This window comes from Porcibacter vitabionis (assembly GCF_046263795.1).
Lineage (GTDB): Bacteria > Bacillota > Clostridia > Lachnospirales > Lachnospiraceae > Lachnocurva.
In genome coordinates, this window is record NZ_JBJYZD010000012.1 from 60,889 (window position 1) to 86,821 (window position 25,933).

Sequence of the window (25,933 nt, forward strand, 5' to 3'; positions counted from 1 at the left end):
CTATGCAATTTCTGTGCGATTGACGCTCCTGCTTGATGGATTCCTAAAATGAGGAGCGATTGATCCTTACATTCAATCCAGTCAGGGATCAATAGGCCAGTTTTCTGGCCTTGGCTCTGTCTTCATCTGACAGAGTCACCCGGGAAGGATTCATCCTTTGCAGAATATCCAGGATCTCAATACTCGGTTCTACGATCACCTTTGTTTCCTGCGCAGTCACATCATCCTTTATGATCATGACGTAATAGTTTTTCCCCGGAATATGGGAAGAGCAATCCTTGACCGGCATGCTCTTTCCGATATAGGGCTGAACCGGATCGCTATGTGTTGGAGCCATCACGACAATATTGGCTTCCTTGGTCGCAACCATGCTCTTTCTCTTACGCCCGCCGATCACCTTATCGATGTCCAGTTCTCCATTGGTATAGCTGTAATCGAAGGCAATCTTCGTATACTGGAAATTAACCCAGGCCAGCAGTGCAAATAAAAGAGCCATAAGCAGCATGGGAGGAAAAACCATCATCATAAGGAAAAACAGGAATGCGAAAATCGCGGAAATATAGGCCATGACCTTAATACTGCCAGGTGTTTTTCTTTCCACTGTGCACTCATGAAATATATCCTGCTGATACATGCTTTACCTCCGTCTTTGATCTGTCCTTCTTTTCATACACTTTTCCCGGGCAATCTATGAATCATCAGATCCCTCGGAAGGAAAATGTGATGCTCATCGTTTTATTATTATCTAACATGAACTCCGGATGTGTCAAGGCACCCCAGGTATCGTCTCCTCCAATGCCCATCTGCTTACCGACACGGACACAGGTCCGGATGGGAAGCGGCAGCTCATTCTGGTGGGTCGCATTTTCCACTTCCTGAGGTGTATAGGGCAGGGCGGAGAATTCCAGGTGATTACAGTTGAAACGAATACCCCTGCCCTTGTCATCGGTCAATTCTGCATAACGCACATCTACTTTGTTACCACATTCCTGAGGAACCAGATATTTGGCCATGTTATCCATAACATCATTTTCATAGACCCCGACCTTGGCATGCTGCCGGTCGATATAGGTCTCATCCGGTCCTTTTCCATACCATTTTAAGTGATGGAGATCATAATCTAAGCCGAACATCATGCTGAATTCCGGAAGCTCACCGACTTCATGGCTGTCTCCCATAGAAAGGTTGACTTTGATCTCACCATCCGGGAAGACCGTGTAAGTCACTTTGCAATCCATAGCCGGCTTGGTCGCCAGATGATAGGTATAGGTAATGGTAACAGACTGTTCCTTCTCCTCGACCTCATAATCTGTTCCTCTTCTTCCATGATGATACTTATGTGATACATACATAGAAGCTGCTTTCCATTGACCGGCACGGAAAGGGAGCTGGTTTGCCATGTCATTCTCAGTCATAGCCCGCCAGAAATTGGGCTTTGGCATGGTCTTTAAGAGTTCCCTGCCACCATAGACATAAGAAACCAATCCGCCGAAGAGACGGGAGAAGATGACTTCGAAGTTGTCACCCTTAACACCCAGATTCTTCCAGCCATGTACAATAGTCATATGTCCTTTATGTTCTTTTTCTTCTCCTTTTCTTTCGAAGATGCCCTGGCCCCAGGCAACTTCATGCCCCTGGTCTGCCCAGAGTTCATCCTTCTTCAAAAGGAAGGATACCGTAACGACATATTCACCACCTTCGTCCGGGATCTTAAATGGCATATCAAAGGATCTGCTTTCGCCCGGGTCTACATTGACCTCTGACATATATGCATCCAGGAACTCTCCATCCTTTTCCAGAAGGATTTCACAGTCATATGCACCGGTCGGTGTGAAAAGTGCGTTGTTTTCCACAAAGAAGTGGTCTTCTTCCACACAAACCCGGATATTCTGGTAGTTGTACTTCACTTCCTGCATCTTGGGGGACGGATCACGATCCTTGCCATAGCAGATGCCGTTACCGCTGAAACTGAAATCACAGGGCCGGTCATCGAAGTCACCGCCATAGGCCTGGAATTCCCTGCCATAGCGGTCCTTTTTGGTAAGAGACTGGTCAATATAATCCCAGATAAAACCACCCTGGAAAAGGGGTTCTTCCCGGGTCAGATCCGTGTACTTCGACATGGCCCCGCAGGAATTTCCCATGGCATGGGTATATTCGCAGTTAATATAGGGCTTTTCTCTATGATCCTTCAGGAATTCCTTGATGTCAGCTACCGGCGCATACATGGTACTTTCCATGTCCGACAGATCCGGATAGCGCTTATCCCATTGAACGCCTTCGTAATGAACCAGACGAGTCGGATCCCAGGCATGAAATGCCTTGGTCATTTCATTGATATCTTTTCCGCCGAAAGACTCGTTGCCGCAAGACCAGATCAAAATTGAAGGGTGGTTCTTGTCTCTTTCGTACATGCTGCGAGCCCGATCCAGAACCAGTTCCTGGAATTCCGGCCGATTCCCCGGCACTACGGTCTCGATATCACGTCTTCCTTCCATCACCGGATCCCAGGTTCCATGGGTTTCCAGATTGGTCTCATCTATGACATAGAGACCGTATTCATCACACAGACGATAGAACTCTGTCCGGTTAGGATAGTGGCTGGTCCGGATCGCATTGATATTGTTCTGCTTCATGGTGATGATATCCTTTTCAATATCATCCACTGTCAATGCCCGCCCGGTCTCTGCGCTGAATTCATGACGGTCTGTTCCTTTGAAAACGATCCGCTTGCCATTCAACTGCATGATATGATCCTTGAGTTCGAAGCTGCGGAAACCAACTTTCTCCACCACTTCTTCCTGAAAATGATTCTTCTCATCCAGGACTTCGATTCGAAGCTCATAGAGATTCGGAATCTCCGCACTCCAGAGCTGGGGCTCATCTACCGGAATCCGGATGTGGGTATTCCGGTCCAGAGACCCCTTCCCATTGATGACGGACTCACCATTCGGATCCACGAGATCCATCTGATAGGAACCGGGCTTATTCGTCTTCATATCAATAACAAGCTCTGCCTTGGTAAATTTTTGCTCGAGCTCGGTCTGAATTTTCAGATCCCGGATATGAACTTCCGGAACCGTATAGAGATATACATCCCGGAATATGCCTGAAAAGCGGAACATATCCTGGTCTTCGCACCAACTTCCCGCTGTCCATTTGAATACCCGGACAGCCAGCCGGTTTCTCCCGGGCTGGATATATGGCGTCAAATCGAACTCAGAGGGTGTGAAACTGTCCTCACTGTAACCGACATAATTGCCATTGAGCCATAGTGCGAATCCGCTTTCCACTCCCTGAAAGGAAATATAGACCGGTCCCTTCGTCATATTCGAAGGAAGCTCAAAATCCTTCAGATAAGATGCCGTCGGGTTAAATTCCTTAGGGATCTCTCCCGGTTCCACTTCTTCATGCCCATCCCAGGGATACTGGGTATTCACATACTGAGGTCTGTCGTAACCTTCCATCTGAATGCAGGCAGGAACACGGATCTCGTCCCAGCCTAAAGCGCTAAAATCCTTCTGATAAAAGTCTGGGACAGCAGATTCAACATTTCTTGCATAAGAAAACTTCCAGATTCCATTCAGGCTGAACCGAAAGCCGGTCGGATCTCCATAGATGGCACTTTTGTTCGGATAATAGAGATGGTCAGAATGCGCCGGCAGACGATTTTCCTCGAAAATCTCAGGATCCCTTACAATGTCGTAATGGAATTCTTTCATAAACTTCTCCTTTATTTTTGAAAAGGGACTGCAGGCAGCCTACAGTCCCTCTCATTCAAAACCCTTTTCTTGCTTTCTTTGTCTCTATCTCCTATTACTTCACCGCACCGGTAATACCTTCTGCAAACTGCTTCTGCAGTACGAAGAAGACAATCATTGTCGGGATGGAACAGAAGAGAACGCCAAGCATCAGAACACCATAGTCCGGTGTATAACCACCTGCCAGATTTGCAATCAACATCGGCATGGTCCATGCATCGGTATTGGTTCCCATAACAACCTTCGGCCACAGATATGCATTCCAAGCATTCATGAAGGTAATAACAGCTGCGGCTGCAAAAGTTGACTTCATAACCGGAAGATACATACGGAAGTAGATCTGGAACTCATTCAATCCGTCCAGTCTTGCGGCCTCCATAATGTCTTGAGGGAAATTACGCGAATTCTGACGGAACATCATGATCATAAATGGCGTCGAGATCGACGGCAGGATGAAGGCCCATACGGTATACATGATTCCCATGCTGTTTACTAACTTAAAAAGGGGAATCATCGTTGCTACCTGAGGTACCATCATGGCAAGAAGAAGGATGTCAAATAATTTATCCTTCATCTTGGTGTGATAGAGCTCGAACCCGAAACCGGCAAGGGAGCAGATGAAGAGGCAGAGAATGGTCTGCACAATCGAATAGAAGAAGGAGTTTCCAAGAGTTCCCCAGAGATCATTCTGAGAAGTCAGCTTCTCATAATTCTCGATAAATGCAGCTCCGAAAACAATCTTTCCGGCCTGGATATCCTTTGATGTATTCGTGGAAGCGGAAATCATCCAGTAAAGAGGGAATACAGAGAAAAGACTCCAGATGATCAGGAAAATATAGGTTGGAATCAGTCTGCGCTGAATTGCGGATTTATTCTTAGCCTTAGTCACGCGTATCACCTACTTTCAGATTAATAGCTGCCAGAATAGCAACCAGGACAAATACAACGAAGGAAAGGGCGGATGCATAACCGAAATTCGAAACGCCCTTACCAAAGGAAAGGTTGTAAATGTAATGCGACATGGTGATCGTAGTATTTGCCGGACCTCCGTTTGTCAGGTTGACAGACTCATCGAAGAGCTGCAGAGTACCATTGATTGACATAATGAATGTCATGATAATGGTCGGGCGAAGAAGAGGAACTGTGATATGCCAGAAGGTCTTCCAGCCATTTGCTCCATCAATTTTAGCTGCTTCATATACAGAATATTCGATATTCTGCAGACCTGCCAGATAGAAGACCATGTTATAACCGGTCCATCTCCAGATCAATGCGAAGATAATAACAAAACGCGCCCATCCGGTCGTACCGATGAAGTTGATATTTTTTTCGATGATGCCAAGCTTCATCAGGATGGAATTGACCAAACCCTGCTGAGCGAACATCGAACGGAAAATCAAAGAATAAGAAACCAATGAGGTCGCACAAGGAAGGAAGACCATGGTTCGGAAAAGGCCGCGGAATTTCAGATCCTTGTTATTTAAAAGCTGTGCCAGGAGGATTGCCAGAACCAGCATGATCGGTACCTGGATGATCAGATAGAGGAAGGTATTCCCCATCGACCGGATAAAGGTCGTATCGTGGATCATTCTGGTATAATTCCGAAAGATGGGCTGCTGCCACTGCATGTTTGCGGCCGACCCTGTCTGCATAGACATGATGAAGGCTCTTACCATGGGGTAAAAGCTCAGGATGAAGATCAGGATTGATGCAGGTGCCAAAAAGCCCCACCCTGCCAGGCTTTGCTTCTCCTGCAGGCTTATGCCTTTTTTCTTTTCCAAATTTACTCTCCCTTCTTTCTAAGACCTTACGGTTAAAAAAGGGGAATCGGAAGTCCGATTCCCCGAATTTTTACCGGATCCCGGAATTACTTAGAGCTGTTGTCTTCCATTGCAAACTCAAGCTTATCCTGTGCATCCTTCAGAGCATCCTTAGTGGCAGTTCCGTTGATCACATTGGTGATTGCCTCACCCATATCAGTTCTTGCTTCGTAGTGGAAGTCGTTCTGCTCAACTGCAGGAACCTTACCGGAGTATTCCATCAGAGTTGCGTAAACCTTAGCACCACCGAAGAAATCATCTGCCTGCTGATAGGTATCACCCTGAACTGCAGGAAGGTAAGTAGAAATAACACCGCCGTTCTTCAGAGCGTTATCATAAGTCTCAATTGCGCCGTCGCCGCCGCCGAATGTGTAAGAAAGGAAGTCCTTGGCAAGGTCAGCCTTCTTGCAGGCTGCTGTAATATAAAGGGAAGAACCGCCGTTTGCTGCATATCCCTGCTGTCCGTTTCCTTCCAGAGTCGGGATCGTAGTGATTGCCCACTTACCTGCAGCGGCCTTGTTCTGCTTCATTGTAGCAATGATCCAGTTACCATTGAATACACCTGCTACCTGATCATTTGCGATCGATGCTGTGTACTCATCCCAGGAGTTTGCCAGGAGAATGGTTTCATCCTTTGCCATAGAAGCAATCACATCAACAACCTGAGCAACCTTTGGCTCAGAGGTAAGCTGAGGCTTGCCATCCTTGAACTGGGATACACCCTCTGCCTGGAGCATCATGTAAGGGAAGTCATCTCCGGAGTGGTCCATGGACATCATATACTTACCGGTCTTATCCTTAACGTCCTTTGCAACCTTTTCGAAATCTGTCCATGAGATTCCGGTCATTTCATCAACGCTGTGACCGGCCTGCTGCAGATAATCTGTACGGTAAGCCATGATAACAGTACCGTTATCTACAGGGAAGCCATAGTGCTTGCCCCCGATCGTGGACATACCGATCTTATCCTGAGAGAACTGTGTCCAGTCAACCTTGGCATCATCAACATTCTGCCATGCATCCGGATAATCATGTACATATCTCTGGATGTAGTGATCCTGGAAAAGAACGATGTCAGGAAGTGCGGAATAATCCTTGGAAGAACCTGCTGTAGTAACAGCGGTCTCAACATCAGAAGATGCAGACTGTTCAATGATGTTCAGCTTGAAGTCAGGATTCTTCTTCTGATATGCAGCTTCTGCTGCCTTCAGAGCCGGGATATTGAAGTTCTTATCCCAAGCGTATACGGAAAGCGTATTCTTATCCTCAGAAGCCGTGATGTTCTTTCCGGATGACTTCTTCGATCCGCTCTTACTCTTGCTGCTGCTTCCGCATCCTGCAAGAGCTCCAACTGCCAGTACCCCTACCAGCATAATGGACAATACTTTCTTTTTCATACAAAAACCCTCCTTGTACGATCGGGAACATTTTTGCCATAACCAACTTCACAGGCTTAATGCCTTGTGAATTTTGTACAGATTCTGTTCCCTTTTCTCTTGAATGTATGTCTATTATAACCGACAGGACGTAAAATAGAAGTGTAGAAAGTATTCTATTCTTTGCATATTCGCCTAAAAAATGATGGAAACGTTACCATTATGTTCGGGTTTTTTGTGCATTTTTTATGACTCTTCTACAATTTCGGATCTGTGAAATTTTTTTTGAATAATTTCTGCCCGTGGAAAATGAGCAAAAAAAGCGGTAACAAAGAGCTGTCTGCCTTCGTTACCGCTGTCTTTGGTCAGGTTTCATCGAGGAGGTCCTGATCAGCTTTGACTTAAACCTTTCCTTCCCATCCCTTTTCGGCGCTGATCCTGAAGTCCGTCAGAAGATCTTTATGACTTCTGGCATCCGACTTCCATTGATAGGGAGTCTTTCCGGTCAGTTTACGAAAATTCCGATTGAAGGTGGAAGGTGTCTGATATCCTACTCTCAGTCCAAGTTCCTCCATGGAAAGTTCTTCCTTCCGCATGAGCTTGCATGCCTCCTGGATCCGGACCGAATTGATATAGTCGTTCGGTTTCATATTCATCGCTTCTTCAAAGATCTTTCTGAAGTGGGACTCAGATAAGCCGCAGGTAGAAGCCATCTCAGAAATGCGGATCTCCTCGGAATAATGCTCATTCACATAACGAACAGCTGTCTTAATATATTCGCTGAACCGATCCACTTTTCGAACCTGAAGTCTTTCATCATCCAGGCGGAGGATCTCTATGGTCAATGCCATGAGATAGCCCTTGATCGCATCTTTATAATAGAGAGGCTGGGTTCGGCATTCCCGGATAATGCTCTGGATCAGGTTGGAGAGAGCCGGGTGATTGGCTTTCGTTTTCAGGGTTCCTCTCTTATTGATCGTCCGGATGATCTCATCCGTAGAAAGCCTGGAAGATTCCATCTCATTCTTGATAAATTCATCCAGGTCGATAAAAAGGAACTCCCACTTATCCACATGACCGGGGTCTGAGATGGTCGTATGTGGAATGTTTGCCGGAATAATGGTAAACATGTTGGCACCATAACGATAGGACCTGTCTTCTATCAGAAGACGTCCATTACCGTAATAGCAGTAACCAATCTCCAGGTAATTATGAAAATGCTGCATTTCGCCATAGCCGAGACCGTATTCCTGTTCCCAGCCCTTCCCAAGCATCGGAAGTACATAATCTCCTTCCGGCAAGGTATAATATCGAAATTCCAGCTTCTTTTTCTGTTTCGTCATGGCAAAACCTCTTTTCAATAAATCTTGCCTTAATCATAATCGAATTTGCAAGAATAGTAAAGTATGGCTTATTTGATTTTGAATCGAAACCAAATCCAATTCGAAAGGTTTATTCTTGCAAAAAAAAGCTGCTCTTATTGGAAATTACAGGAAAGGTAGGAAATCCCATCCCTTCACGTTCATTTTTTTGCAAAAAAAGACTGCCCCCAAAGGAGACAGTCTTTAATATCTCTTGTTACGCTTCAGAATACGGTTTCTATTCTTACCGAATTCTATTAATCCTGAACGTAAGGCATAAGAGCAAGATGACGAGCTCTCTTGATTGCTGTCGTAAGCTCTCTCTGATGCTTAGCGCAAGTACCGGTAATCCGGCGAGGAAGGATCTTTCCTCTCTCAGAGATATACTTTCTCAGAAGATTGGTATCCTTGTAATCGATCACTGCATTCTTTCCGCAGAATACACAAACCTTTCTTCTTCTATGCATGGGACGTCTTCTAGGTCCGCCTGCATGCTCTTCCTTATTGAATGCCATGGTTTTTACCTCCTGTTATTTTAGTTGAACGGCAGGTCTTCTTCCACACCGCTCGGATCGTTCATAAAATCATCGCCGGCATTTCCCATCGAACCTGCGTTTCCTGCAGGAGATGCGGAATTTCCGGAATTTCCGGAATCATATGCAGACTGTGCATTCTTGGATTCGGCAAATTCGATCGAGTTGGCAATGATCTGTGTACCATAGACCTTCTGACCTTCTTTATTGGTATAATTATCGTTTCTGATCTCTCCATCGAGAACGATCTTGGTTCCCTTGTGGAGATATTTCTCTACGAACTCACCCTGTTTTCCAAATGCAGTACAATTGAAGAAATCCGCTGTCGGATCTCCGTCCCGATGAAAACGACGGTCCACAGCAATGCTGAATCTTGCAACAGCTGTATTATTGGCTCCGCCATAACGAACATCCGGATCTCTTGTAAGTCTGCCCATTAAGATGACTTTATTCATACTCTTACTCTCCTTATCTCAGTCTTACTGCTCGTTTGCGCGAACGACTAAGAAACGAAGAACATTGTCCATAATACGAACATCAGCTTCAACCTTTGCAGGTGCATCAGCTTCTGCATCGAACTGAATGAAGTAGTAATATGCTTCTGTCATCTTATTGATCATAACAGCAAGCTTCTTCTTACCAGCTTCATCAATGTTCGTAACAGTTCCACCATAGCGGGCAATTGTCTCTTTTGCCTTTTCTACTGTAGCTGTTCTCGCATCATCGTCGATCTTGGCATTCACTACGAGTGCTAATTCATACTTGTTCATGCGATTAACCTCCTTCTGGTCTATTGGCCCCTCTGCACTACATCAGAGCAGCAAGGAAATATCATTTACCACGAGTCAATATCTTAACATGAAGAGCGCTGATATTCAAGCAGTTTTCGAAATTGTTTTTGAATTGTTCATTCTCTGTTTATCTTTCTAAAATAAAATAAGATCACATCTTCTCTTTTAAAAGAGCCTGATAGACGTCCCTTTTTCGGATCCCGCGGTCCATGGCCACCTGCTTCATTGCGGCCTTTTGATCCATTCCAAGAGAGAGGTATTTCTCATAATGTTTAGCGACAGAAAAGCTCTCCCACTGTTTCTTCTTCTCCGCTTCACTTTCTTCTTTGCTTTTTCCATGGATCACCAGTACATATTCCCCACGGGGTGTGTTTGTCTGATAATAGTCCAAAGCCTCTCCCAGGCTGGTCTTCCTTTTCTCTTCAAAGCGCTTTGTAATCTCTCTTGTAACGGTAACTTCCCGGTCTCTTCCAAGGACATCACTCAGCTCTTCCAAGGTTTTCTTCAAATGATGGGGTGCTTCATAGATCAGGATGGTTCGTGTTTCTTTTTTGATCTCTTCCAGAACCCGGCTGCGTTCCTTCTTGTCCTTAGGAAGAAATGCTTCAAAAGCCAGTCTCCGACAAGGCTGTCCGGACATGACAGCAGCTGAGGCAAAAGCAGTCGGACCCGGCACGGTCGTCACTTCAATGCCCTCTTCATAGCACATGGAAACCAATTCTTCTCCGGGATCAGAGATCCCGGGCATGCCTGCATCCGTGATCAGGGCTATATTGGTCCCCGCCTTCAGTTTGTCCACCAATTCTCTTCCCTTATCCAGCTTGTTAAATTCATGATAGGAAGTCATTGGTGTATGGATATCAAAGTGTGTAAGAAGCTTGATGGAATTTCTGGTATCCTCCGCTGCAATGAGATCCGCTTCTTTTAAAATACGGACCGCCCGGAAAGTCATATCCTCCAGATTTCCGATGGGCGTCCCGACAAGATATAAGGTTCCAGCCATTTTTCCCTCCGTGCTTATCTTCTATATCGCTTTAAAATCTTTAAAATAAAGACAGATCCGCGATGGATGTCAGCGGAAGATTCTCCGATGACCTTTTCCCGGGATTCTTTAGAAGCCATATAGATCAAGGATTTCATCCGTGTATTCTCCGACTGCCTTATAAACGATGAGTGGCTTCTCTACCGTGAGACGCGGATTTCCGTCCCGAACGCCTTCCACCAGCACCATATTCGGCTCCTTGTCAAGAAAGGGATAGACCAGCCGCATGCGTTTCGGCTCAATACCATACCGGCGCATAGAATCCAAGAGATCAACCAGTCGGAAGGGTCTGTGGACAAAATAGCACCTGCCTTTGGGCCGAAGAAGCCTTGCTGTTTCCCTGACGAAGTCATCGAGATCCGCCATGACTTCATGCCTGGCGATCCATTTGGCGTCAGCCTGATTCTGTATTCCGTGGTGATCGATCATATAAGGCGGATTGGAAACAACAACATCAAAAGAGGATCGGCCGAATTGTTCTGATGCCTCTTTTACATTCCCCTGTATAATATGGATCCGGTCTGACAGACCGTTCATTCTGACGGATCTCTCTGCCATATCGGCACTTTCTGCCTGGACTTCCAGACCGATAAACTCTCTTCCTTCTGTCTTGGCAGATAAAAGAAGCGGGAGGATCCCGGTTCCTGTACCCAGATCCATCACCCGCTCATTTCTTCTGACCTTTGCAAAACCGGAAAGGAGAACCGCATCCATACCAAAGCAGAAACGACTGGGGTCCTGAAGGATCTTCAAACCGTTTCGTTGGAGATCATCGATTCTTTCGCCCTCTTTTCTGAAGCTGTCAGCTGTCATGTTCGGTCACTTTCCTGTTTTCCGTCGTTTCCCGGCCCCGGTTGGGGTTGGAATTCGGATTTGAATTCTGATTTCTTCTGTCACGGTTTCTTTTCGGACGGCGATTCTGCTTTCTCTCTCCCTCCGGATTTTGTTCTTTCTCCGTGCCGGATTCCTGGGAAGCTGCCTTCCTGTTATCTCCCCGATTCTTTGTCTTTCGATCCTGAGGGAGCTTTTCGCCTGCATCTTTTCCGGTCTTCACGGATTTTACCGAAGCATTTTTTGCATTATTCTTATTATGATGTGCCTTTTTATGAACGCCGGGCTCATAGATCAGATCCTTTGCTTCAAATTCCTCTACTTCCCTGGTGTCATTCACTTCAAAGATGACCCGGACTTTTTGCCGAAGAATGTTTACATTCTGCACTTCTCCGACTCTTCCGTCCTGAGTCTTCACCTCATCTCCCTTACGGGGCAGCTTTTTATTCAAATACTCATAGGCGTCTTCTTCATTTTTCAGGCAGCACATCAAACGACCGCAGACACCGGAGATCTTGGTCGGATTCAAAGAGAGGTTCTGCTCCTTTGCCATTTTGATCGAGACCGGTGCAAAGTCTTCCAGATAGGATCTGCAGCAGAGTTCCCTGCCGCAGATACCGATACCGCCGATCAGCTTCGTTTCATCACGGACGCCAATCTGACGAAGTTCGATCCGTGTCCGAAAAACGCCGGCCAGATCTTTAACAAGGTCTCTGAAATCCACCCTTTCATCCGCTGTAAAGTAGAAGATCAGCTTGTTATTGTCAAAGGTATACTCCGCTTCTACCAGCTTCATATCGAGCTTATGATCACGGATCTTCTGCTTGCAGATCTTATAGGCTTCTTCTTCCTTTTCGTGGTTTTTCTCATCCCTTACGGCGTCTTCTTCTGTTGCCATCCGAAGAATCTTTTTCGGCGGATGCTTGAAATACTTGTCATCCATTTGCCGGGGCATTGTCATGACTTTTCCGTATTCCACACCATGACTGCTTTCTACAATGACATGATCATGGAGACGGATCTCATTATCACCCGGATCATAGTAAAATATTTTTCCACCGTTTCTAAGGTGTACTCCGATCACATTAGCCATTCATTATCTCCTTTAACTGCAGGATCAAAAGTCCTGCCGTCAGCTCAAAGTTCACATGGGCCTTCAGTTTATTTCTTGCTTCCCGGATTGCCCGAAAGGCCTTCTCCAGATAGGAATAACCGGCTTTCATTGCCATCTTTCGAATCAGAGACCGTTCGGAAGTGAAAATAAGAAATTCATCTGTGCCTGTTGCTTTATATAATAACACATCCCGAAACCAGATCGTGATCAGATTCAAGATGTCATCGATATCATCTTTTTCTTCTTTCAAGGTCTTGATTTCATCTTCAAATTCATAATCTGCGGCCCGCATCAGTTTTTCCATCAGACGGATGACAAACTCTCTTCTGTCGTGAAATTCTTCCGATGAAACAAGTTCGATGGCCCGGCCTATATTTCCCTGAGCAAAGGCAGAAGCGACAGCTGCCGTATAATCGGTCTGTCTGTAGTTTCTCATGAGATAACGCTCGATCAGATCCTGCCGGACCGGTTTCGTTTCGAGACTGATACAGCGGGACAGGATCGTTGGCAAAAAGGCATTTTTATTTTCTGACAGAAGGATAATGACAGCATAAGAAGGCGGCTCCTCGATCGTTTTTAAGATCGCATTCTGTGCCGCCGGATTCAATTTCTCCGCATCCGGTATCAAATAGACCTTGTAGCGGGCCTCCAAAGGGCCGGTCTGTATGACATTGACCAGCTGGCTTCGTACCTCATCTACGGAGATCACATTAGGCTTTTCATGAAGGACTTCCACCAGATCCGGATGACTGTGATGCCGGAATTTCCTGCAGGAAGGGCAGGTCTGACAGGCCTGACCATTCTCGGGTGATTCACATAGAAGAGCTGCAGCGAAGGCCTCCGCCAGCATATGTTTTCCCGAGCCCTTCTCCCCGCTTAAAATATAGGCGTGTCCTACCTTTCCGCTTTCTACAGCGGTCCGGAAGTAGTTTTTCAAATCATTTTCGCCTTGAATCTCATCAAATGACTGATTCATATCCGCCTCCGAAAAACCTGTTATTGATTAAGTCTTATGGATCAGGCTTTTTTCACCGATGATCCATTCTTCCACTTTAGCAACGGTATCCTCCAGATTTTCATTCGGAATCCGAATTTCGATACCAGCTGCTTTCAATTTTTCTTCCGAAAAATCTTCTTCATCTGCCAGAAAACGCCGGCAGAGTTCTCGATAGTTTGGATCTTTCTCAGCTCTCAGCCTTTTCAAGGCTCTTTCCAGGCGTACTCCGTCATCCACATAGAGGTAAATGGGAAGGACCCTGTCCTCATGAAAATAGGCAGCGAATTTTTGATAAGACTCCAGGGTCCCGATGGTCAGATAGTCTCTATGGTCCAGGTCTATATTTCCATCATCGACCGTAAAATAGGTCCAGGGACCGGCCACAGTCTGATAGACCCTTCTTTCAATAATGAGTCCTCGCCTGTCCAGGTCCTCCAGATCATGATCCGTGACAAAATGGTAGCTCTCGCCTTCTTTTTCGCCTTCCCGGATCGGCCGCGTCGTATAGGGGATGATGGGGTAGATCCTCTCCTTTAAATCGGACAGGACTTTCTCTGCCACCGTATCTTTTCCGCTCGCGCTTTTTCCTAATAAGATGTAGATATGTCCCATGACGCTCTCCTATTTCAAAACACGAATCCTATCATCCTCATCGCATCCATCGATCTCAAGACCGTCCCGAATCGCCTGATCCAGTTCCCGGATACAGTTTTGGCCGATCACTTCGCCTGGAACGGCCAGGGGAATTCCGGGTGGATAGATACAGATCTCATCCCGGGCGATTCTTCCTTCCGCATCCCAAATCGATACCTTCTCCCAGTCTCTATCCCAGGCTTCCCGGATTTCCAATGCCTTTGCCGGAAGCTCTGTGGATTTTGTTTTCCGGTCTTCTCCTGAAAAGGCCCGCCTCATCTCAATCTCAGAGCGATTCCTTCTTAAGATCGCATCTGTCAGGCGTCTCATGCCATCTTCCGTATCCATACAGGAAGTCATGGCCAGAGCATAATTTCCCAGGGCCATTTCCAGTTCCAGATGGTCCTCCTCCCTTAGAGTCCGCATCAGATCCGCCCCACGAAAACCCGGCTCTCGTGAAAAAAGAACCAGCTTGGAAGGATCTCTGCCAACCGGAGACATGAGACGAATCCCCGGTCCATCCGTTTCCAGTTTATGATAGATGGAATCCAGCATTTCCTTCCACTTTTGAAAGCGCATCTTTCCCTCTTTTTCGAGGAAATGTAAACCGCGGCTTGCAGATTCCATTAAGACATAAGATGGGGAACTCGTTTGAAAGATCCGGATCGCGTCTTCCAAGTCTTCCCTCTTCACATATGGATTGGCCCGATACAGGACCATAGCCGTCTGTGTCATCACAGGAAGCATTTTATGAAGACTTAAGACAACAAGGTCTGCTCCTTCCTGAATCGGATTTTTCGGAAATTCCGGTGAAATTCCAAGATGAGCACCATGTGCCCCATCTACGATCAGGGCTACATTTTTCTCATGACAAATCTCTGAAAGTTCCCGGATCGGCTGGAGAACCCCCTCATAAGAGGGAGATGTAACGATCATGACCCGGATATCCGGATTCTTTTTCAGGATCCTCCTTGTCTCCTCCGGATCCAGGAGACCCGGTATTTCCGGATTTTCCTGCCATGCTTTCGGTATCTGATAAACTGTCCGTACTTCCTTCAACATCAAACCATGGATGATGCTTTTATGGGAATTTCTCTGGATCAGGACCCCGTCCATATTTTTGCAGGCAGAGAAAATGGCCGCAAGATTTCCGCCGCTGGACCCGTTCACCATGAGATATGCAGCATCTGCCTGATAAAGCCGGGCATAATCCTCATTCAATTTCTTTAAGATTTCTTTCGGATGATTCAGATTATCAAAGCCGTAGATCTCCGTGATATCCGTTCGGTATGGATCTCCCATGCCCAGGCTCTGCCTCTTATGTCCCGGCATATGGAAGGGGTAAAAATCTGATTCTGCATAGGAATGCAGGCGGTCCTCGAGATCATCCTGCCCAAAGGCTTTATTTCTTTCCGGTCCTTCGTTTGGAATTTGAATCATTATTTTTTATCTTCTTATATTTGCTTAAATCCTGCTGATAGATTTTTGCTCTCTTCGGATGACGAAGTCTCCTTTTTCTCCAGTAAAGGATGCCGATCCGGATTAGAATTAAGACAAAGATCACAAGGATGATTCCGAGAAGGACCTTTCGGAAGTCGATTTTTATTGCCTTTCTTTGGCTTCCTCCATCCTTAGCTGCAACATTCTGAAAAGGATAGGTCTTACTCTTTTGTTCCGTATAGGTCAGTTCTGCGCTGCCGACATCCCTGCCATTGTAGGTATAGGTAATCTTACCGGCTTTTTTCTCAGCTTCCTTCGAAGAAGTGTCCTTTGCCTTCTCCAGGGAGCATTTTGCCGCAGACGGGTCTACATTTACAGGCAGAACAATGCTGCCGTCGCCAATTTTAACAAGATTCTCGTTTTTTCCTAAGAGTCCCTCATTCTTTACCTGATCCTTATTCAGAAGATCAGAGATCTTGTATTCTTTGAAATTTGCAAAACAGAAATCTAAAAGAGTTTTTGTATCCTGATAGTGTCCCGGTGTTTTCGCTCCCAAAATTACAACTACAAGAAGCATGTTATTCCGTTTGGCAAAGGTGACCAGGGTATTTCCAGCCACATCGGTATAACCGGTTTTTCCTCCCAGGCATCCATCATAAAGCCATTGATTGCCTTTATAGTTATTCAGCATCCTATGGTTATTATTTAAAGGCGTCGGATCTACATGCTTATTTGTTGGCGGGATCGTATACTGCTTGGTGCCGACAATTTTGGCGACAACCGGATTCTTATATGCAGCTGCTGCAATCAAGGCCATATCATGGGCAGTGGTATAATGGTTTTCATTTGGCAGGCCGTGAGGGTTGGCAAAATGAGTATTGGTACAGCCGAGTTCCTTTGCTTTTGCATTCATCATGTCGATGAATTTATTGCAATCTCCGCCTCCAACATGCTCTGCGATTGCTGCTGCACATTCATTTGCAGATTCCAGAAGCATGCCATACATCGTCTGCTCCATGGTCATCTTTTCTCCGACATCTCTTGCAATACTGGAAGAGCCTCTTTCAATGCCAAAGACTGCCTCCTGTGAAAAGGTGACCGTCTCATCCATGGAAGAATGCTCCGCTGCAATGAGTGCTGTCATCAGCTTGGTAATACTGGCCGGATATTCTTTCTGGTCCATATCCTTTCCATAGAGAATAGATCCGCTGTCAATATCCATGACGCAGGCAGTCTGACTCTGGAGAGCTCCCGGATCCGGCCATATTGTCGCCGTTTCCGAAGCCTTTACTCCCTGATTTCCGCCAAAAGGAAAGGTCAAACAAAATGCTGTCACTAAAATAAGAAACCCTGCTCCAATTCTTTTCCCTGCTGTCTTATTTGTCTTCCAATGATTCATTTTCATTATTTTCACTCCCATAAGACTTCCCGATATTCGGCTTTTATTTGAACTCCCTTACTGCAATCAATTTGCAGATAGGATTCCCTTCCTTTGAGAAGCGTTCTTCATACTCCGTCATAATGTTCCCTGCATTCATTTTTTCATCATGATGGAGGTCGTATGTTACGGCATCCAGACGAAAGCCTGGAAATTCACGAATGGTCTCCACAGAATAATCAAAAAGATCTCGATTATCTGTCTTAAATTCAATCTGATCTCCTTCATTCAAGAGTTCCTTGTAGATCGTTAAAAAATCCGGAGAAGTAAGCCGCCGTCTCTTATGCCGATCCTTCGGCCATGGATCGGAAAAATTCAGATAAATTCTTTCCACTTCTCCTCGTTCAAAGATCTCATTCAGTTTTCTTGCATCTTCACAAAGAAAGAAGAGATTCTTTGGCGGCTCTTCCTTTGCTTCGATCTTCTGAACGGCCCGATAGAGAACACTGGAATAACGTTCCAGACCAAGGAAATTTCTATCCGGATAAGCTTCGGCCATATCCATAAGAAAGCGCCCTTTTCCCATGCCGATCTCAAGGTAGATCGGGTTCTGATTTCCGAAGATCTCTGCCCAATGTCCTTTACAGGATGTCGGCTCATTGATACAGAAGGGGCTTTTTTGAATTGCAGGATCCGCTTCCTTAATATGTCTGAGTCTCATATCGTATGCTCCTTTTGGTATAAAAAAAAGTCCTAACTCCACGGTGAACCGCAAAATTAAGACCTTCCGATGCGCGATCAGGGGTTCGAACCCTGGACACCCTGATTAAGAGTCAGGTGCTCTGCCAGCTGAGCTAATCGCGCCCGCTCATCAGCACGAAAACTATTATATGATAATGGTTTTCCGAATGCAAGCGTTTTTCCGGTTTCTATTTTGTTTTTTTGTGAATACGATGACCCTTACCTACCCACTGATTTGCCGGATCCCATAGTTTATCATAGGATATTCCGGTCACTCTCTCACAGACCTTGATCTCCTCCGGGCTTGCCTTTGACTGGTCCTTTCCCTTTCGTCTCTGAATCTCTGTCTTTATGATATTAAATTCTTTCTCCGTCATCGGAAAACGATAACCGAAAATGAAAAGCAGAATGCATAAGAATACCGGCATAAAAATGAAAATCATCGCAATTCCCCTCTGTGTAAACAGGGACTGCCTTGTGCCTGCATTTGCTAACTTCTCACTGTAGCCGACGGCTGCAAGAAGTACACCGATCAGCCATGCGGAAAGTCCGGAAGAGATTTTTCTTGCAAAGGTTGACATACCGGAAACCACACCGGGGCGATGAACTGAAGTCACCAATTCGTCAACATCCGGCATATCTGCCATGATTGCAAAAATACTGGTTAGTGTTGCCGCATTTCCGATACCGATACCGACTGCAAGAATCAGGATAGGGACAATGCTGGCTCCTTCATGGGAGAAGGGGATCAAAAGAAGGGTACTGACGATCCGGATCGGGGCACCGATCAGAATTGTTGTTCTCTTGGATGTCTTCGCCATCACCGGCCCCCAGATCAGCATACCGATCAGCTGAGCAAGGATGAGGGCGGCCATAAGATAGGTGACATAGTGGTTTTTGTATCCATTGATCACATCATCAACGTAATATACAGCCATGCCGGAGACAAAGTCCATGCCGCACTGGCCGGCCAGATAGATGCCGACAAAGAGACGGAAGGAACGGCTTCGAAAAGCACTGCCGGCATGGTCAAAGCTATCCGACAGCTTGGATTTCACCGGATGATGCTGTTTTTCCCAGGTACCTGCAACGGTTACCAGGCAAGTGATCAGGAAGAGAAGGCCGAAGAGAACTCCACAGCGAAGATACATGGTCGTATTTCTGGTATCTGAGATTAAAATCGTCGGGAGAACACCGCAAACCATCGCTCCCAGGGTCGACCAGATCATACGAACATTGGAAAATTTAGACCGATTATCGTAGTCATCGATCATATCAGGAAGCAGACCATTATAAGGAACCATAAGTATTGTTGATCCCGTAGAAAAGAGGCAGTACATCAGAACATAAAAAATGAACATGGAAACAGGATGGTCTGTTCGGAAAGGGATCCACAATGTCGCAAATGTAATCGCCGTAGCAAAAGATCCGATCAGCATATAAAAGCGCTTGGCTCCCATTTTGGAGGTCGTCCGGTCTGTTATATTTCCCATGATCGGGTCGGTAACGGCATCCCAGATATGGCCAATCAAAGGTACGGTTCCAGCCAGTGCTGCCGGCATCCCCATTGCCTTGATCAGGAATACTGTGAAAAAAGAATTAATGATGACAAAAGCACCACCATTAAAAAATTCGCCGGCCCCATACATGAGTCGGTTTCCGATTCCATTGCCGTGTTTCCCTGTCTGCATTTTCTTACTCTGCCTCCCTGTGACTTCTGATTTTATAAGGGCCAAATGGAAGAATGAAAAGATCTCGTTTGTTTGGAACCTTTTTTATCTTTCTTACCCGTAGTTTTTATTATATCATTGAAGTCTGGAATGCAGAATATAAATTATTTACTTTATACAATAATCTTACATATCTAATACTTTCTTCAGTCATTCTTTACAATTATTTTAAAAAAATACGCCACCCGAAATCTTCGGTAGCGTATTTCATGTTCCTGGGCGGATTCGAACCGCCGGCCTTTCGCTTAGGAGGCGAACGCTCTATCCTGCTGAGCTACAGAAACCTCTATCTGCAATTTTGTCAAATTCCTTGGATTATGTAATGCTTCCCTGTAACCAGATATCTGCCTGCAGTCTTCTTTTGACCATGGGCTCACCAATCAAATCTGCGGTATTCACTACAACATCCATCCTGACGCCGTTACAATCTAATGTTATCACAAATACGGTCTGTCTTGTAGCCTCATTCATGAATTTTTTACAATCCAAAATTTCTCCCAGAACTGAATATTTATCACATTCGATTCCATTGGGCATAATATAGGTCGAAACCACCGTAAGTATATCTTCTTTTTCGATCCTTCCATAGGCAGACATCGTCAATTGAAGATCTCTGACGGAAAAAAGTTCCTCTGCGTCACTACTATCTTCACCGACAGCCTCTTTCAGATCGTCATATCCTTCTGCTTCCTTCGGGTCTGACTCCGGTTTCATGCTTTCCTCCAGGGGAAGGAGGACCACTGCTCTTTCCGCCAGACCACTCAAGCGGATCGAACCGTGATTCACCGGTTGACCGGACCTCGAATCCTCTTCGATCAAAGCGATATCATCCGTCAGGAAGAAGATCAAATCTATCCCAAGTCTTGGATCATTCAAAACACCTTCATAACTATTTCTCTCCGAATTCTTGACGATCTCAACCAGGTCTTCATTTGAAGAAATGGAACTTCCGATGAAATAGGGGTAGAAATAGTCACTTTCAAAGCCATCCTCCGGATCTTCCTGGCCTACCAGTGCCAGTCCCAAATGATAACTATAGTCTTTCCGGTATTCCATGATTCGTTCATTTTCCAAAGACGTAGAGAGGCTCTGCATATCCGGATGAGCCTGCACATCCTCTTTCAGAATCTTCAGATCATCATGATCAATTCCTCGAAAACCGATACTCTTCAGATATTTATGCATATGTATCCCTTATAGTAAGATGTCACCTTACACCTGTTCCCCATGAATCGCCTTGTCCAGTGCTTCCTCTTCTTCTTTTCCTAGCTGAACGATTGAATTACCGTCAATAATTTCCTTTGTATAGGTATAACTTCCATTATTTCCATGGACAAAATTGATAATATAGCCATTATTCTTTTCATCAAGCATGACAAGGATGGTACTGAGCTTCCCACCGTTTTCTTCAAAAGCATCATATTTCAACATACTGTACTTCTGGAAGGCGGATTTGATCTGCTTATTCAAAGCAAAAATCCCATTTTTATTTTCCTGGTTCTGCTCCGCAACTTCGTCTAATTGATTGAGCCTTTGAATTAGTGTATCTTCCAGCGATTTGGCATCTTTTCCTTTGAAAAAGACGTCCAGCCTCTTTCTCTGTTTTCCAATTTTAACAAGGGCTACCACAAGCAGGATCAAAAGAAGAAGACATAAAGCTGCAAGACCAATTACGATATAATCTGTTGAAATTCCTAAATATTTCTCAAACATCTTATTCTCCAAACATATGTTCTATTGTTGTAGTTTTCATTATTTTCTAATCAAATGAACGATACGCTCCAAATCTTCCTTAGAATAGTATTCGATTTCAATCTTTCCTTTTGAAGCATCCTTGGCATGTATCCTGACCTTGGTTCCTGTCAGCTCTTTTAAATTTTCTTCGAGTTGTTCATAGACTGCCTTCAACTGGCTGTCGACTTTTTCTTTTGTAACCTTATGATTCTGGCCAAGCTTCTTCACAGCCTTTTCGACTTCCCGGACAGACATCTTTTCATCAAAAACCTTCTGGGCAAATTCATACTGTTTGTCCGGATCTGAAATAGAAAGAAGAGCCCTGGCATGGCCGGTTGTGATCATTTCTTCTACGACCATCTTCCTGACCCGCTCATCCAGTTTTAACAAACGAAGAGAATTTGTGATCGCCGTTCTGGATTTTGAAACACGATCAGCCAGTTCGTCCTGTGTCATGTGGTAATTTTCAATCAGTTCCTTATATCCTTCTGCTATTTCGATTGGATTCAGGTCTTCTCTCTGAATATTTTCCAGAAGCTGTACCTCTGCAATCTCCTGAGAGGAAAGATTTCGTACGATGACCGGTATTTCTTTTAATCCGGCAAGTTTCGCAGCACGCCAACGTCTTTCTCCTGCGATGATCTGGAAGTAATCTTTTTTGTCTTGTACCAAAAGCGGCTGAAAAATTCCATACTGTTTAATGGAGTCCGCCAACTCCTGTAAAGAGTCTTCACTGAAATTCTTACGCGGCTGATTTCGATCCGGTTCCACCTTAGAGATAGGAACTATGATCTCCGTGCCCTTTTCAAAAGATATACTTTCTTTCTTTTCGCTAGTATTCTTCTTCGGTATTAATTCGTCAAGGCCTGCTCCCAGGGCCCTGCTTCTCTTCTTTGCCGGCATCTTATATTTCCTTTCCTTCAAGAACTTCTTTTGCCAGATTTCGGTAGCTTTCTGCTCCGGCGGATCTGCTGTCATAGAGATTGATGGGCAGACCGTGAGAAGGTGCTTCTGCAAGTTTTACATTTCTCGGGATAATGGTCTGGAATATTCTTGTGTTCAAATTTTCCTTCACATTATTTACTACTTCTGAGGAGAGATTTGTTCTTGCATCATACATGGTGAATACAACACCTTCGATTCGAAGTTTCTCATTTAATCTGTCTTTTACCAGATCAATGGTATGTATTAACTGGCTGATTCCCTCCAATGCATAATATTCACATTGAATCGGAACAAGAACGGAGTCTGCAGTCGTCATTGCATTTACAGTAAGTAAATTTAATGAAGGAGGACAATCGATCATAATAAAGTCATAATCATCCTTTACATAGTCGATTTCATTTCTCAGAATATATTCGCGATCATTTTCTATATCGAGAAGTTCAATCTCTGCACCTGCAAGATTAACATTGGAAGGAATAATTTGCAGATTTTCCTGATCCTCAACATCATAGATACACTGTTTCAACGAACTCTGTCCCAGAATCAACTCATATACCGTATTCTCTATCTCATTTTTTCTCAAGCCGAATCCACTGGTACAGTTTCCCTGCGGATCCATATCTATTACAAGGACACGTTTTCCCGCTTCTGCAAGACATGCTGACAGATTGATTGCAGTCGTTGTTTTTCCGACTCCACCTTTCTGGTTTGCAATCGCGATAATTCTGCTCATTTACACCTCTCCCTCTTTTTTCACTTATTCATGATTATGATTATATCACGATGAGCTTTTCTTTGCTTACTAACTTCCTTGATTTGGATGCGAATTATGATGATTCTTCACTGCTATTTCTTCCGGTGATTTCTTCCGGTGATTTCTTTCGGTGATTTCTTCCGGTGATTTCATTTTTCCTTCGATTTGTGCGAAATGGAGATCAAAGCTCTGATTTTCTGACTTTGCAATTACCTTGCTTCTATCATAGTCTTTCTTTATCCGTATGCTCTCTCCGTATGTTTCACGTGAAACATACTTCCTTTCCTTTGCCCTCTTAGTGAAGAGGTTTCTTTGAAGGCATTCCGGCTTTTCTCGGATAAAAATTACTTGTTGCCTCAAGCTTATCAATTTTAATCAGGCTCCTATGAATGTCTGAATCATAGAGCGTGAATTTTTGACAGGAAATGTTTCCGCCTCCCAGCTTACGAATGCCGTTTTTTGCTTCGGTTACTTCTTTTTCTGTTTCACCGGATTTATAGGCAATAAAAGCTCCCCCAACTTTGACATATGGAAGACAATATTCCGATAAAATCTGTAAAGGTGCAACTGCTCTTGAAACTGCAATATCATATTTTTCACGCAAGTCCGGATTCCTTCCCCCATCCTCAGCCCTGCTATGAATGCAATTAATTTCTTCTAATCCAAGTCTTTCAATCACCTCGTCCAGGAAATTCAGTCTTTTTTGAAGCGAGTCCAGTAAAGTGATACGTATATTGGGAAAACAGATTTTGATTGGAATTCCAGGAAATCCTGCACCGGTTCCTACATCAATTAAGCTCATGTCCTGACTCATGTCCATAATACTTGCAATGGCTAAAGAATCCGCAAAATGTTTCAAAGTAACACCCACCGGATCCGTAATAGCAGTCAGGTTCATTACTTTGTTTTTCTCTACAATCATTTGATAATAGATATTTAGTTTCTCATAAACTTCCATGGAAGGTTTCACGTGAAACATTTCCAAACAATCACATAGATACTGGTAAGAGATAGATTCCATAGATAGATCCTCATTAAATTCTCTGGTCAAATATCTTATTCTGCCTGTTCCAAATACTTTCCGGACTTGAGATAAATCAGCAATACAGAAATATCAGCAGGTGAAACACCGGAAATACGAGATGCTTGTCCAATATTGATCGGTCGAACCTGCTTTAGTTTTTGTCGGGCTTCAATTCGAAGAGATGGTACCTGATCATAATCTAAGCCTTGCGGAATCTTCTTAGATTCCAATTTTTTAAATTCTTCAACCTGCTTGCTTTCCCGATCAATATAACCCTGATATTTGATCTGAATATTGATCTGCTCTCTTACATCCTGTGGAAGTTCCTGACCGGAAGGAGACAATTCACTAACAAGGTCATAATTCAATTCCGGTCTGCAAACAAGATCCTTAAAAGAAAGGCTCTTCTTCAGCGGGGTTGATCCATGAGAAAGAAGAAAATTTTGTACTTTTTCTGTACCGCCAAAATAGATATCGCTTACTCTTTGAATCTCATTTTCAATCAGTCCTTTCTTCCTAAGAAGTCTCTGATAACGCTCCTCAGAAATCAGGCCAACTTTGTATCCAATTGGAGTCAAACGGAGGTCTGCATTATCCTGCCTAAGAAGAAGACGATACTCAGCCCGGCTGGTCATCATACGATAAGGTTCCGTATTATTCTTTGTCACCAGGTCGTCAATTAAAACTCCGATATAAGCCTGCGACCGATCAAGAATCAAGGGATCTTTTCCCTGGATCATTCGTGCAGCATTGATTCCTGCAATCAATCCCTGGGCGGCAGCCTCTTCATAACCGGAGCTGCCATTAAACTGGCCGCCGCTAAACAAGCCATGAATTGCCTTAAATTCCAAACTGGGTAGAAGCTGATTTGCTTCCAGGCAATCATATTCGATTGCATAGGCATTCCGAACGATACGTGCATGTTCCAAACCCGGAACCGTTCGGTACATCTGATACTGGACATACTCAGGCATGGAAGAAGACATGCCGTCTACATAGACTTCATTCGTGTCCAGACCTTCCGGCTCCAAAAAGACCTGATGGCGTTTCTTGTCACTGAACTTAACAACTTTATCCTCAATGGAAGGACAATACCGCGGGCCAATTCCTTCAATCACTCCACCATAAATCGGGGATTCATCGAGGTGAGCACGAATAATATTATGAGTCTCTTCATTGGTATAAGTGAGATAACATTTTACCTGTTCCTTCTGAATCGAATTCGGATCCGTGGTAAAAGAAAAAGGAACGATTGGCTGGTCGCCATATTGGGGTTCCAATTTACTGAAATCGATGGTTTTTCCATCCATTCGGGCCGGCGTTCCCGTCTTAAAACGACGAAGCTTGATTCCATTCTGAATCAAAGATGCAGAGAGGTGATTTGCAGCTTTCAAACCATTCGGACCGGTGTATTCAATGACATTTCCATACAGGCACCTAGATTTTAAATAGACACCTGTGCATAAAATTGCTGCACTACAATGATAGCTTGCCCCGGAATAGGTTTTCACACCTACGACATGACCATCTTCTACTATCAGTTCGCTGACTTCAGCCTGTCGAAGAGTCAAATGAGGAGTATTCTGCAAGGTCTTTCGCATTTCCAGACTATAACGGGCTTTATCTGCCTGGGCACGAAGAGAATGAACCGCCGGTCCTTTCGAAGGATTCAGCATCTTCGACTGAATAAAGGTCTTATCAATATTGATACCCATCTGACCGCCAAGAGCATCAATTTCCCGAACCAGATGTCCCTTACTGCTTCCACCGATATTCGGATTGCAGGGCATCATAGCAACACTGTCCATGCTGACTGTGAAAACGATCGTTTCTAAACCAAGCCTTGCACAAGCTAATCCGGCTTCGCAGCCCGCATGACCGGCTCCGATGACCACTACATCATACGTCTCATCTATGTAATTCAACGA

24 protein-coding genes and 2 tRNA genes are annotated in these 25,933 nt (G+C 44.7%); all 26 read right to left on the reverse strand.

Features of this window, described 5'->3' with window-relative positions; translation table 11 throughout:
• Positions 1–88: 88 nt before the first annotated feature.
• The 26 genes from ACKX2L_RS09510 to mnmG all read right to left on the reverse strand — a co-directional run bounded on the left by ACKX2L_RS09510 (position 89) and on the right by mnmG (position 25,930).
• Positions 89–634: a DUF6106 family protein gene (locus ACKX2L_RS09510; RefSeq protein WP_497551489.1), complete on the reverse strand. Its 546-nt coding sequence runs from the start codon at positions 632–634 to the stop codon at positions 89–91.
• Between the two features lie 64 nt (positions 635–698).
• A complete protein-coding gene (gene lacZ, locus ACKX2L_RS09515; RefSeq protein ID WP_497551488.1) occupies positions 699–3,722 on the reverse strand; it encodes a beta-galactosidase, LacZ type in 3,024 nt (1,007 codons plus the stop codon).
• 94 nt (positions 3,723–3,816) lie between these two features.
• The gene (locus tag ACKX2L_RS09520; protein WP_497551487.1) at positions 3,817–4,650 is read right to left on the reverse strand and encodes a carbohydrate ABC transporter permease; all 834 of its coding nucleotides are present in this window, start codon (positions 4,648–4,650) and stop codon (positions 3,817–3,819) included.
• Positions 4,643–5,542 carry a carbohydrate ABC transporter permease gene (locus ACKX2L_RS09525; RefSeq protein ID WP_497551486.1) on the reverse strand — a complete coding sequence of 300 codons (900 nt, stop codon included), beginning with the start codon at positions 5,540–5,542 and terminating at the stop codon, positions 4,643–4,645. Before ACKX2L_RS09525 ends, ACKX2L_RS09520 begins: the two co-directional genes overlap by 8 nt.
• An 86-nt stretch (positions 5,543–5,628) precedes the next feature.
• Positions 5,629–6,978 carry an ABC transporter substrate-binding protein gene (locus ACKX2L_RS09530; RefSeq protein WP_497551485.1) on the reverse strand — a complete coding sequence of 450 codons (1,350 nt, stop codon included), beginning with the start codon at positions 6,976–6,978 and terminating at the stop codon, positions 5,629–5,631.
• Positions 6,979–7,358: 380 nt separating this feature from the next.
• Positions 7,359–8,300: an AraC family transcriptional regulator gene (locus tag ACKX2L_RS09535; protein ID WP_497551484.1), complete on the reverse strand. Its 942-nt coding sequence runs from the start codon at positions 8,298–8,300 to the stop codon at positions 7,359–7,361.
• Between the two features lie 275 nt (positions 8,301–8,575).
• A complete protein-coding gene (gene rpsR, locus ACKX2L_RS09540) occupies positions 8,576–8,833 on the reverse strand; it encodes a 30S ribosomal protein S18 (protein ID WP_497551483.1) in 258 nt (85 codons plus the stop codon).
• A 20-nt stretch (positions 8,834–8,853) separates the two neighbouring features.
• Complete coding sequence (locus ACKX2L_RS09545) at positions 8,854–9,306, reverse strand: single-stranded DNA-binding protein (protein WP_497551482.1); 453 nt, start codon at positions 9,304–9,306, stop codon at positions 8,854–8,856.
• Between the two features lie 24 nt (positions 9,307–9,330).
• Complete coding sequence (rpsF, locus tag ACKX2L_RS09550; protein WP_497551481.1) at positions 9,331–9,621, reverse strand: 30S ribosomal protein S6; 291 nt, start codon at positions 9,619–9,621, stop codon at positions 9,331–9,333.
• Positions 9,622–9,793: 172 nt separating this feature from the next.
• Entirely contained in the window at positions 9,794–10,645 is an 852-nt protein-coding gene (gene rsmI, locus ACKX2L_RS09555) for a 16S rRNA (cytidine(1402)-2'-O)-methyltransferase (RefSeq protein WP_497551480.1), read from the reverse strand.
• A 108-nt stretch (positions 10,646–10,753) separates the two neighbouring features.
• The gene (locus ACKX2L_RS09560) at positions 10,754–11,497 is read right to left on the reverse strand and encodes a tRNA1(Val) (adenine(37)-N6)-methyltransferase (RefSeq protein WP_497551479.1); all 744 of its coding nucleotides are present in this window, start codon (positions 11,495–11,497) and stop codon (positions 10,754–10,756) included.
• Positions 11,487–12,608 (reverse strand): PSP1 domain-containing protein, encoded by a 1,122-nt coding sequence (locus ACKX2L_RS09565; protein WP_497551478.1) that lies wholly within the window; start codon positions 12,606–12,608, stop codon positions 11,487–11,489. Before ACKX2L_RS09565 ends, ACKX2L_RS09560 begins: the two co-directional genes overlap by 11 nt.
• A complete protein-coding gene (gene holB, locus ACKX2L_RS09570) occupies positions 12,601–13,605 on the reverse strand; it encodes a DNA polymerase III subunit delta' (RefSeq protein WP_497551477.1) in 1,005 nt (334 codons plus the stop codon). The genes ACKX2L_RS09565 and holB overlap by 8 nt, the downstream gene beginning before the upstream one ends.
• Before the next feature lie 27 nt (positions 13,606–13,632).
• Complete coding sequence (locus ACKX2L_RS09575) at positions 13,633–14,238, reverse strand: nucleoside/nucleotide kinase family protein (RefSeq protein WP_497551476.1); 606 nt, start codon at positions 14,236–14,238, stop codon at positions 13,633–13,635.
• 9 nt (positions 14,239–14,247) lie between these two features.
• Positions 14,248–15,699: an aminotransferase class I/II-fold pyridoxal phosphate-dependent enzyme gene (locus ACKX2L_RS09580; protein ID WP_497551475.1), complete on the reverse strand. Its 1,452-nt coding sequence runs from the start codon at positions 15,697–15,699 to the stop codon at positions 14,248–14,250.
• Positions 15,662–17,104, reverse strand: coding sequence for a D-alanyl-D-alanine carboxypeptidase family protein (locus tag ACKX2L_RS09585; RefSeq protein WP_497551474.1), 1,443 nt, complete (start codon positions 17,102–17,104; stop codon positions 15,662–15,664). Before ACKX2L_RS09585 ends, ACKX2L_RS09580 begins: the two co-directional genes overlap by 38 nt.
• A 37-nt stretch (positions 17,105–17,141) precedes the next feature.
• A complete protein-coding gene (gene trmB / locus ACKX2L_RS09590; protein WP_497551473.1) occupies positions 17,142–17,798 on the reverse strand; it encodes a tRNA (guanosine(46)-N7)-methyltransferase TrmB in 657 nt (218 codons plus the stop codon).
• Between the two features lie 70 nt (positions 17,799–17,868).
• Positions 17,869–17,941: transfer RNA gene (locus tag ACKX2L_RS09595), tRNA-Lys, on the reverse strand.
• A 65-nt stretch (positions 17,942–18,006) separates the two neighbouring features.
• Positions 18,007–19,509: an MFS transporter gene (locus ACKX2L_RS09600; RefSeq protein ID WP_497551472.1), complete on the reverse strand. Its 1,503-nt coding sequence runs from the start codon at positions 19,507–19,509 to the stop codon at positions 18,007–18,009.
• Between the two features lie 249 nt (positions 19,510–19,758).
• A tRNA-Arg gene (locus tag ACKX2L_RS09605) sits at positions 19,759–19,832 on the reverse strand.
• A 31-nt stretch (positions 19,833–19,863) separates the two neighbouring features.
• Positions 19,864–20,733: a DUF3881 family protein gene (locus ACKX2L_RS09610; protein WP_497551471.1), complete on the reverse strand. Its 870-nt coding sequence runs from the start codon at positions 20,731–20,733 to the stop codon at positions 19,864–19,866.
• 27 nt (positions 20,734–20,760) lie between these two features.
• Positions 20,761–21,261 carry a DUF4446 family protein gene (locus ACKX2L_RS09615; protein WP_497551470.1) on the reverse strand — a complete coding sequence of 167 codons (501 nt, stop codon included), beginning with the start codon at positions 21,259–21,261 and terminating at the stop codon, positions 20,761–20,763.
• 39 nt (positions 21,262–21,300) lie between these two features.
• Positions 21,301–22,185 carry a ParB/RepB/Spo0J family partition protein gene (locus ACKX2L_RS09620; RefSeq protein ID WP_497551469.1) on the reverse strand — a complete coding sequence of 295 codons (885 nt, stop codon included), beginning with the start codon at positions 22,183–22,185 and terminating at the stop codon, positions 21,301–21,303.
• A 1-nt stretch (position 22,186) separates the two neighbouring features.
• Entirely contained in the window at positions 22,187–22,960 is a 774-nt protein-coding gene (locus ACKX2L_RS09625; RefSeq protein WP_497551468.1) for a ParA family protein, read from the reverse strand.
• Between the two features lie 316 nt (positions 22,961–23,276).
• Entirely contained in the window at positions 23,277–24,002 is a 726-nt protein-coding gene (gene rsmG / locus ACKX2L_RS09630) for a 16S rRNA (guanine(527)-N(7))-methyltransferase RsmG (protein ID WP_497551467.1), read from the reverse strand.
• A 35-nt stretch (positions 24,003–24,037) separates the two neighbouring features.
• Positions 24,038–25,930 carry a tRNA uridine-5-carboxymethylaminomethyl(34) synthesis enzyme MnmG gene (mnmG, locus tag ACKX2L_RS09635; RefSeq protein WP_497551466.1) on the reverse strand — a complete coding sequence of 631 codons (1,893 nt, stop codon included), beginning with the start codon at positions 25,928–25,930 and terminating at the stop codon, positions 24,038–24,040.
• Positions 25,931–25,933 lie beyond the last annotated feature (3 nt).

What these genes read in the sequence shown, in the direction of transcription:
- ACKX2L_RS09620 (WP_497551469.1), bottom strand. Translation starts at nt 22,185, where the DNA reads ATGCCGGCAAAGAAGAGAAGCAGGGCCCTGGGAGCAGGCCTTGACGAA.
- trmB (WP_497551473.1), bottom strand. Translation starts at nt 17,798, where the DNA reads ATGAGACTCAGACATATTAAGGAAGCGGATCCTGCAATTCAAAAAAGC.
- ACKX2L_RS09510 (WP_497551489.1), bottom strand. Translation starts at nt 634, where the DNA reads ATGTATCAGCAGGATATATTTCATGAGTGCACAGTGGAAAGAAAAACA.
- ACKX2L_RS09565 (WP_497551478.1), bottom strand. Translation starts at nt 12,608, where the DNA reads ATGGCTAATGTGATCGGAGTACACCTTAGAAACGGTGGAAAAATATTT.
- ACKX2L_RS09580 (WP_497551475.1), bottom strand. Translation starts at nt 15,699, where the DNA reads ATGATTCAAATTCCAAACGAAGGACCGGAAAGAAATAAAGCCTTTGGG.
- lacZ (WP_497551488.1), bottom strand. Translation starts at nt 3,722, where the DNA reads ATGAAAGAATTCCATTACGACATTGTAAGGGATCCTGAGATTTTCGAG.
- ACKX2L_RS09600 (WP_497551472.1), bottom strand. Translation starts at nt 19,509, where the DNA reads ATGCAGACAGGGAAACACGGCAATGGAATCGGAAACCGACTCATGTAT.
- ACKX2L_RS09530 (WP_497551485.1), bottom strand. Translation starts at nt 6,978, where the DNA reads ATGAAAAAGAAAGTATTGTCCATTATGCTGGTAGGGGTACTGGCAGTT.
- ACKX2L_RS09535 (WP_497551484.1), bottom strand. Translation starts at nt 8,300, where the DNA reads ATGACGAAACAGAAAAAGAAGCTGGAATTTCGATATTATACCTTGCCG.
- ACKX2L_RS09545 (WP_497551482.1), bottom strand. Translation starts at nt 9,306, where the DNA reads ATGAATAAAGTCATCTTAATGGGCAGACTTACAAGAGATCCGGATGTT.
- ACKX2L_RS09560 (WP_497551479.1), bottom strand. Translation starts at nt 11,497, where the DNA reads ATGACAGCTGACAGCTTCAGAAAAGAGGGCGAAAGAATCGATGATCTC.
- rsmG (WP_497551467.1), bottom strand. Translation starts at nt 24,002, where the DNA reads ATGGAATCTATCTCTTACCAGTATCTATGTGATTGTTTGGAAATGTTT.
- ACKX2L_RS09585 (WP_497551474.1), bottom strand. Translation starts at nt 17,104, where the DNA reads ATGAAAATGAATCATTGGAAGACAAATAAGACAGCAGGGAAAAGAATT.
- ACKX2L_RS09575 (WP_497551476.1), bottom strand. Translation starts at nt 14,238, where the DNA reads ATGGGACATATCTACATCTTATTAGGAAAAAGCGCGAGCGGAAAAGAT.
- ACKX2L_RS09625 (WP_497551468.1), bottom strand. Translation starts at nt 22,960, where the DNA reads ATGAGCAGAATTATCGCGATTGCAAACCAGAAAGGTGGAGTCGGAAAA.
- holB (WP_497551477.1), bottom strand. Translation starts at nt 13,605, where the DNA reads ATGAATCAGTCATTTGATGAGATTCAAGGCGAAAATGATTTGAAAAAC.
- ACKX2L_RS09610 (WP_497551471.1), bottom strand. Translation starts at nt 20,733, where the DNA reads ATGCATAAATATCTGAAGAGTATCGGTTTTCGAGGAATTGATCATGAT.
- ACKX2L_RS09615 (WP_497551470.1), bottom strand. Translation starts at nt 21,261, where the DNA reads ATGTTTGAGAAATATTTAGGAATTTCAACAGATTATATCGTAATTGGT.
- rpsF (WP_497551481.1), bottom strand. Translation starts at nt 9,621, where the DNA reads ATGAACAAGTATGAATTAGCACTCGTAGTGAATGCCAAGATCGACGAT.
- rsmI (WP_497551480.1), bottom strand. Translation starts at nt 10,645, where the DNA reads ATGGCTGGAACCTTATATCTTGTCGGGACGCCCATCGGAAATCTGGAG.
- rpsR (WP_497551483.1), bottom strand. Translation starts at nt 8,833, where the DNA reads ATGGCATTCAATAAGGAAGAGCATGCAGGCGGACCTAGAAGACGTCCC.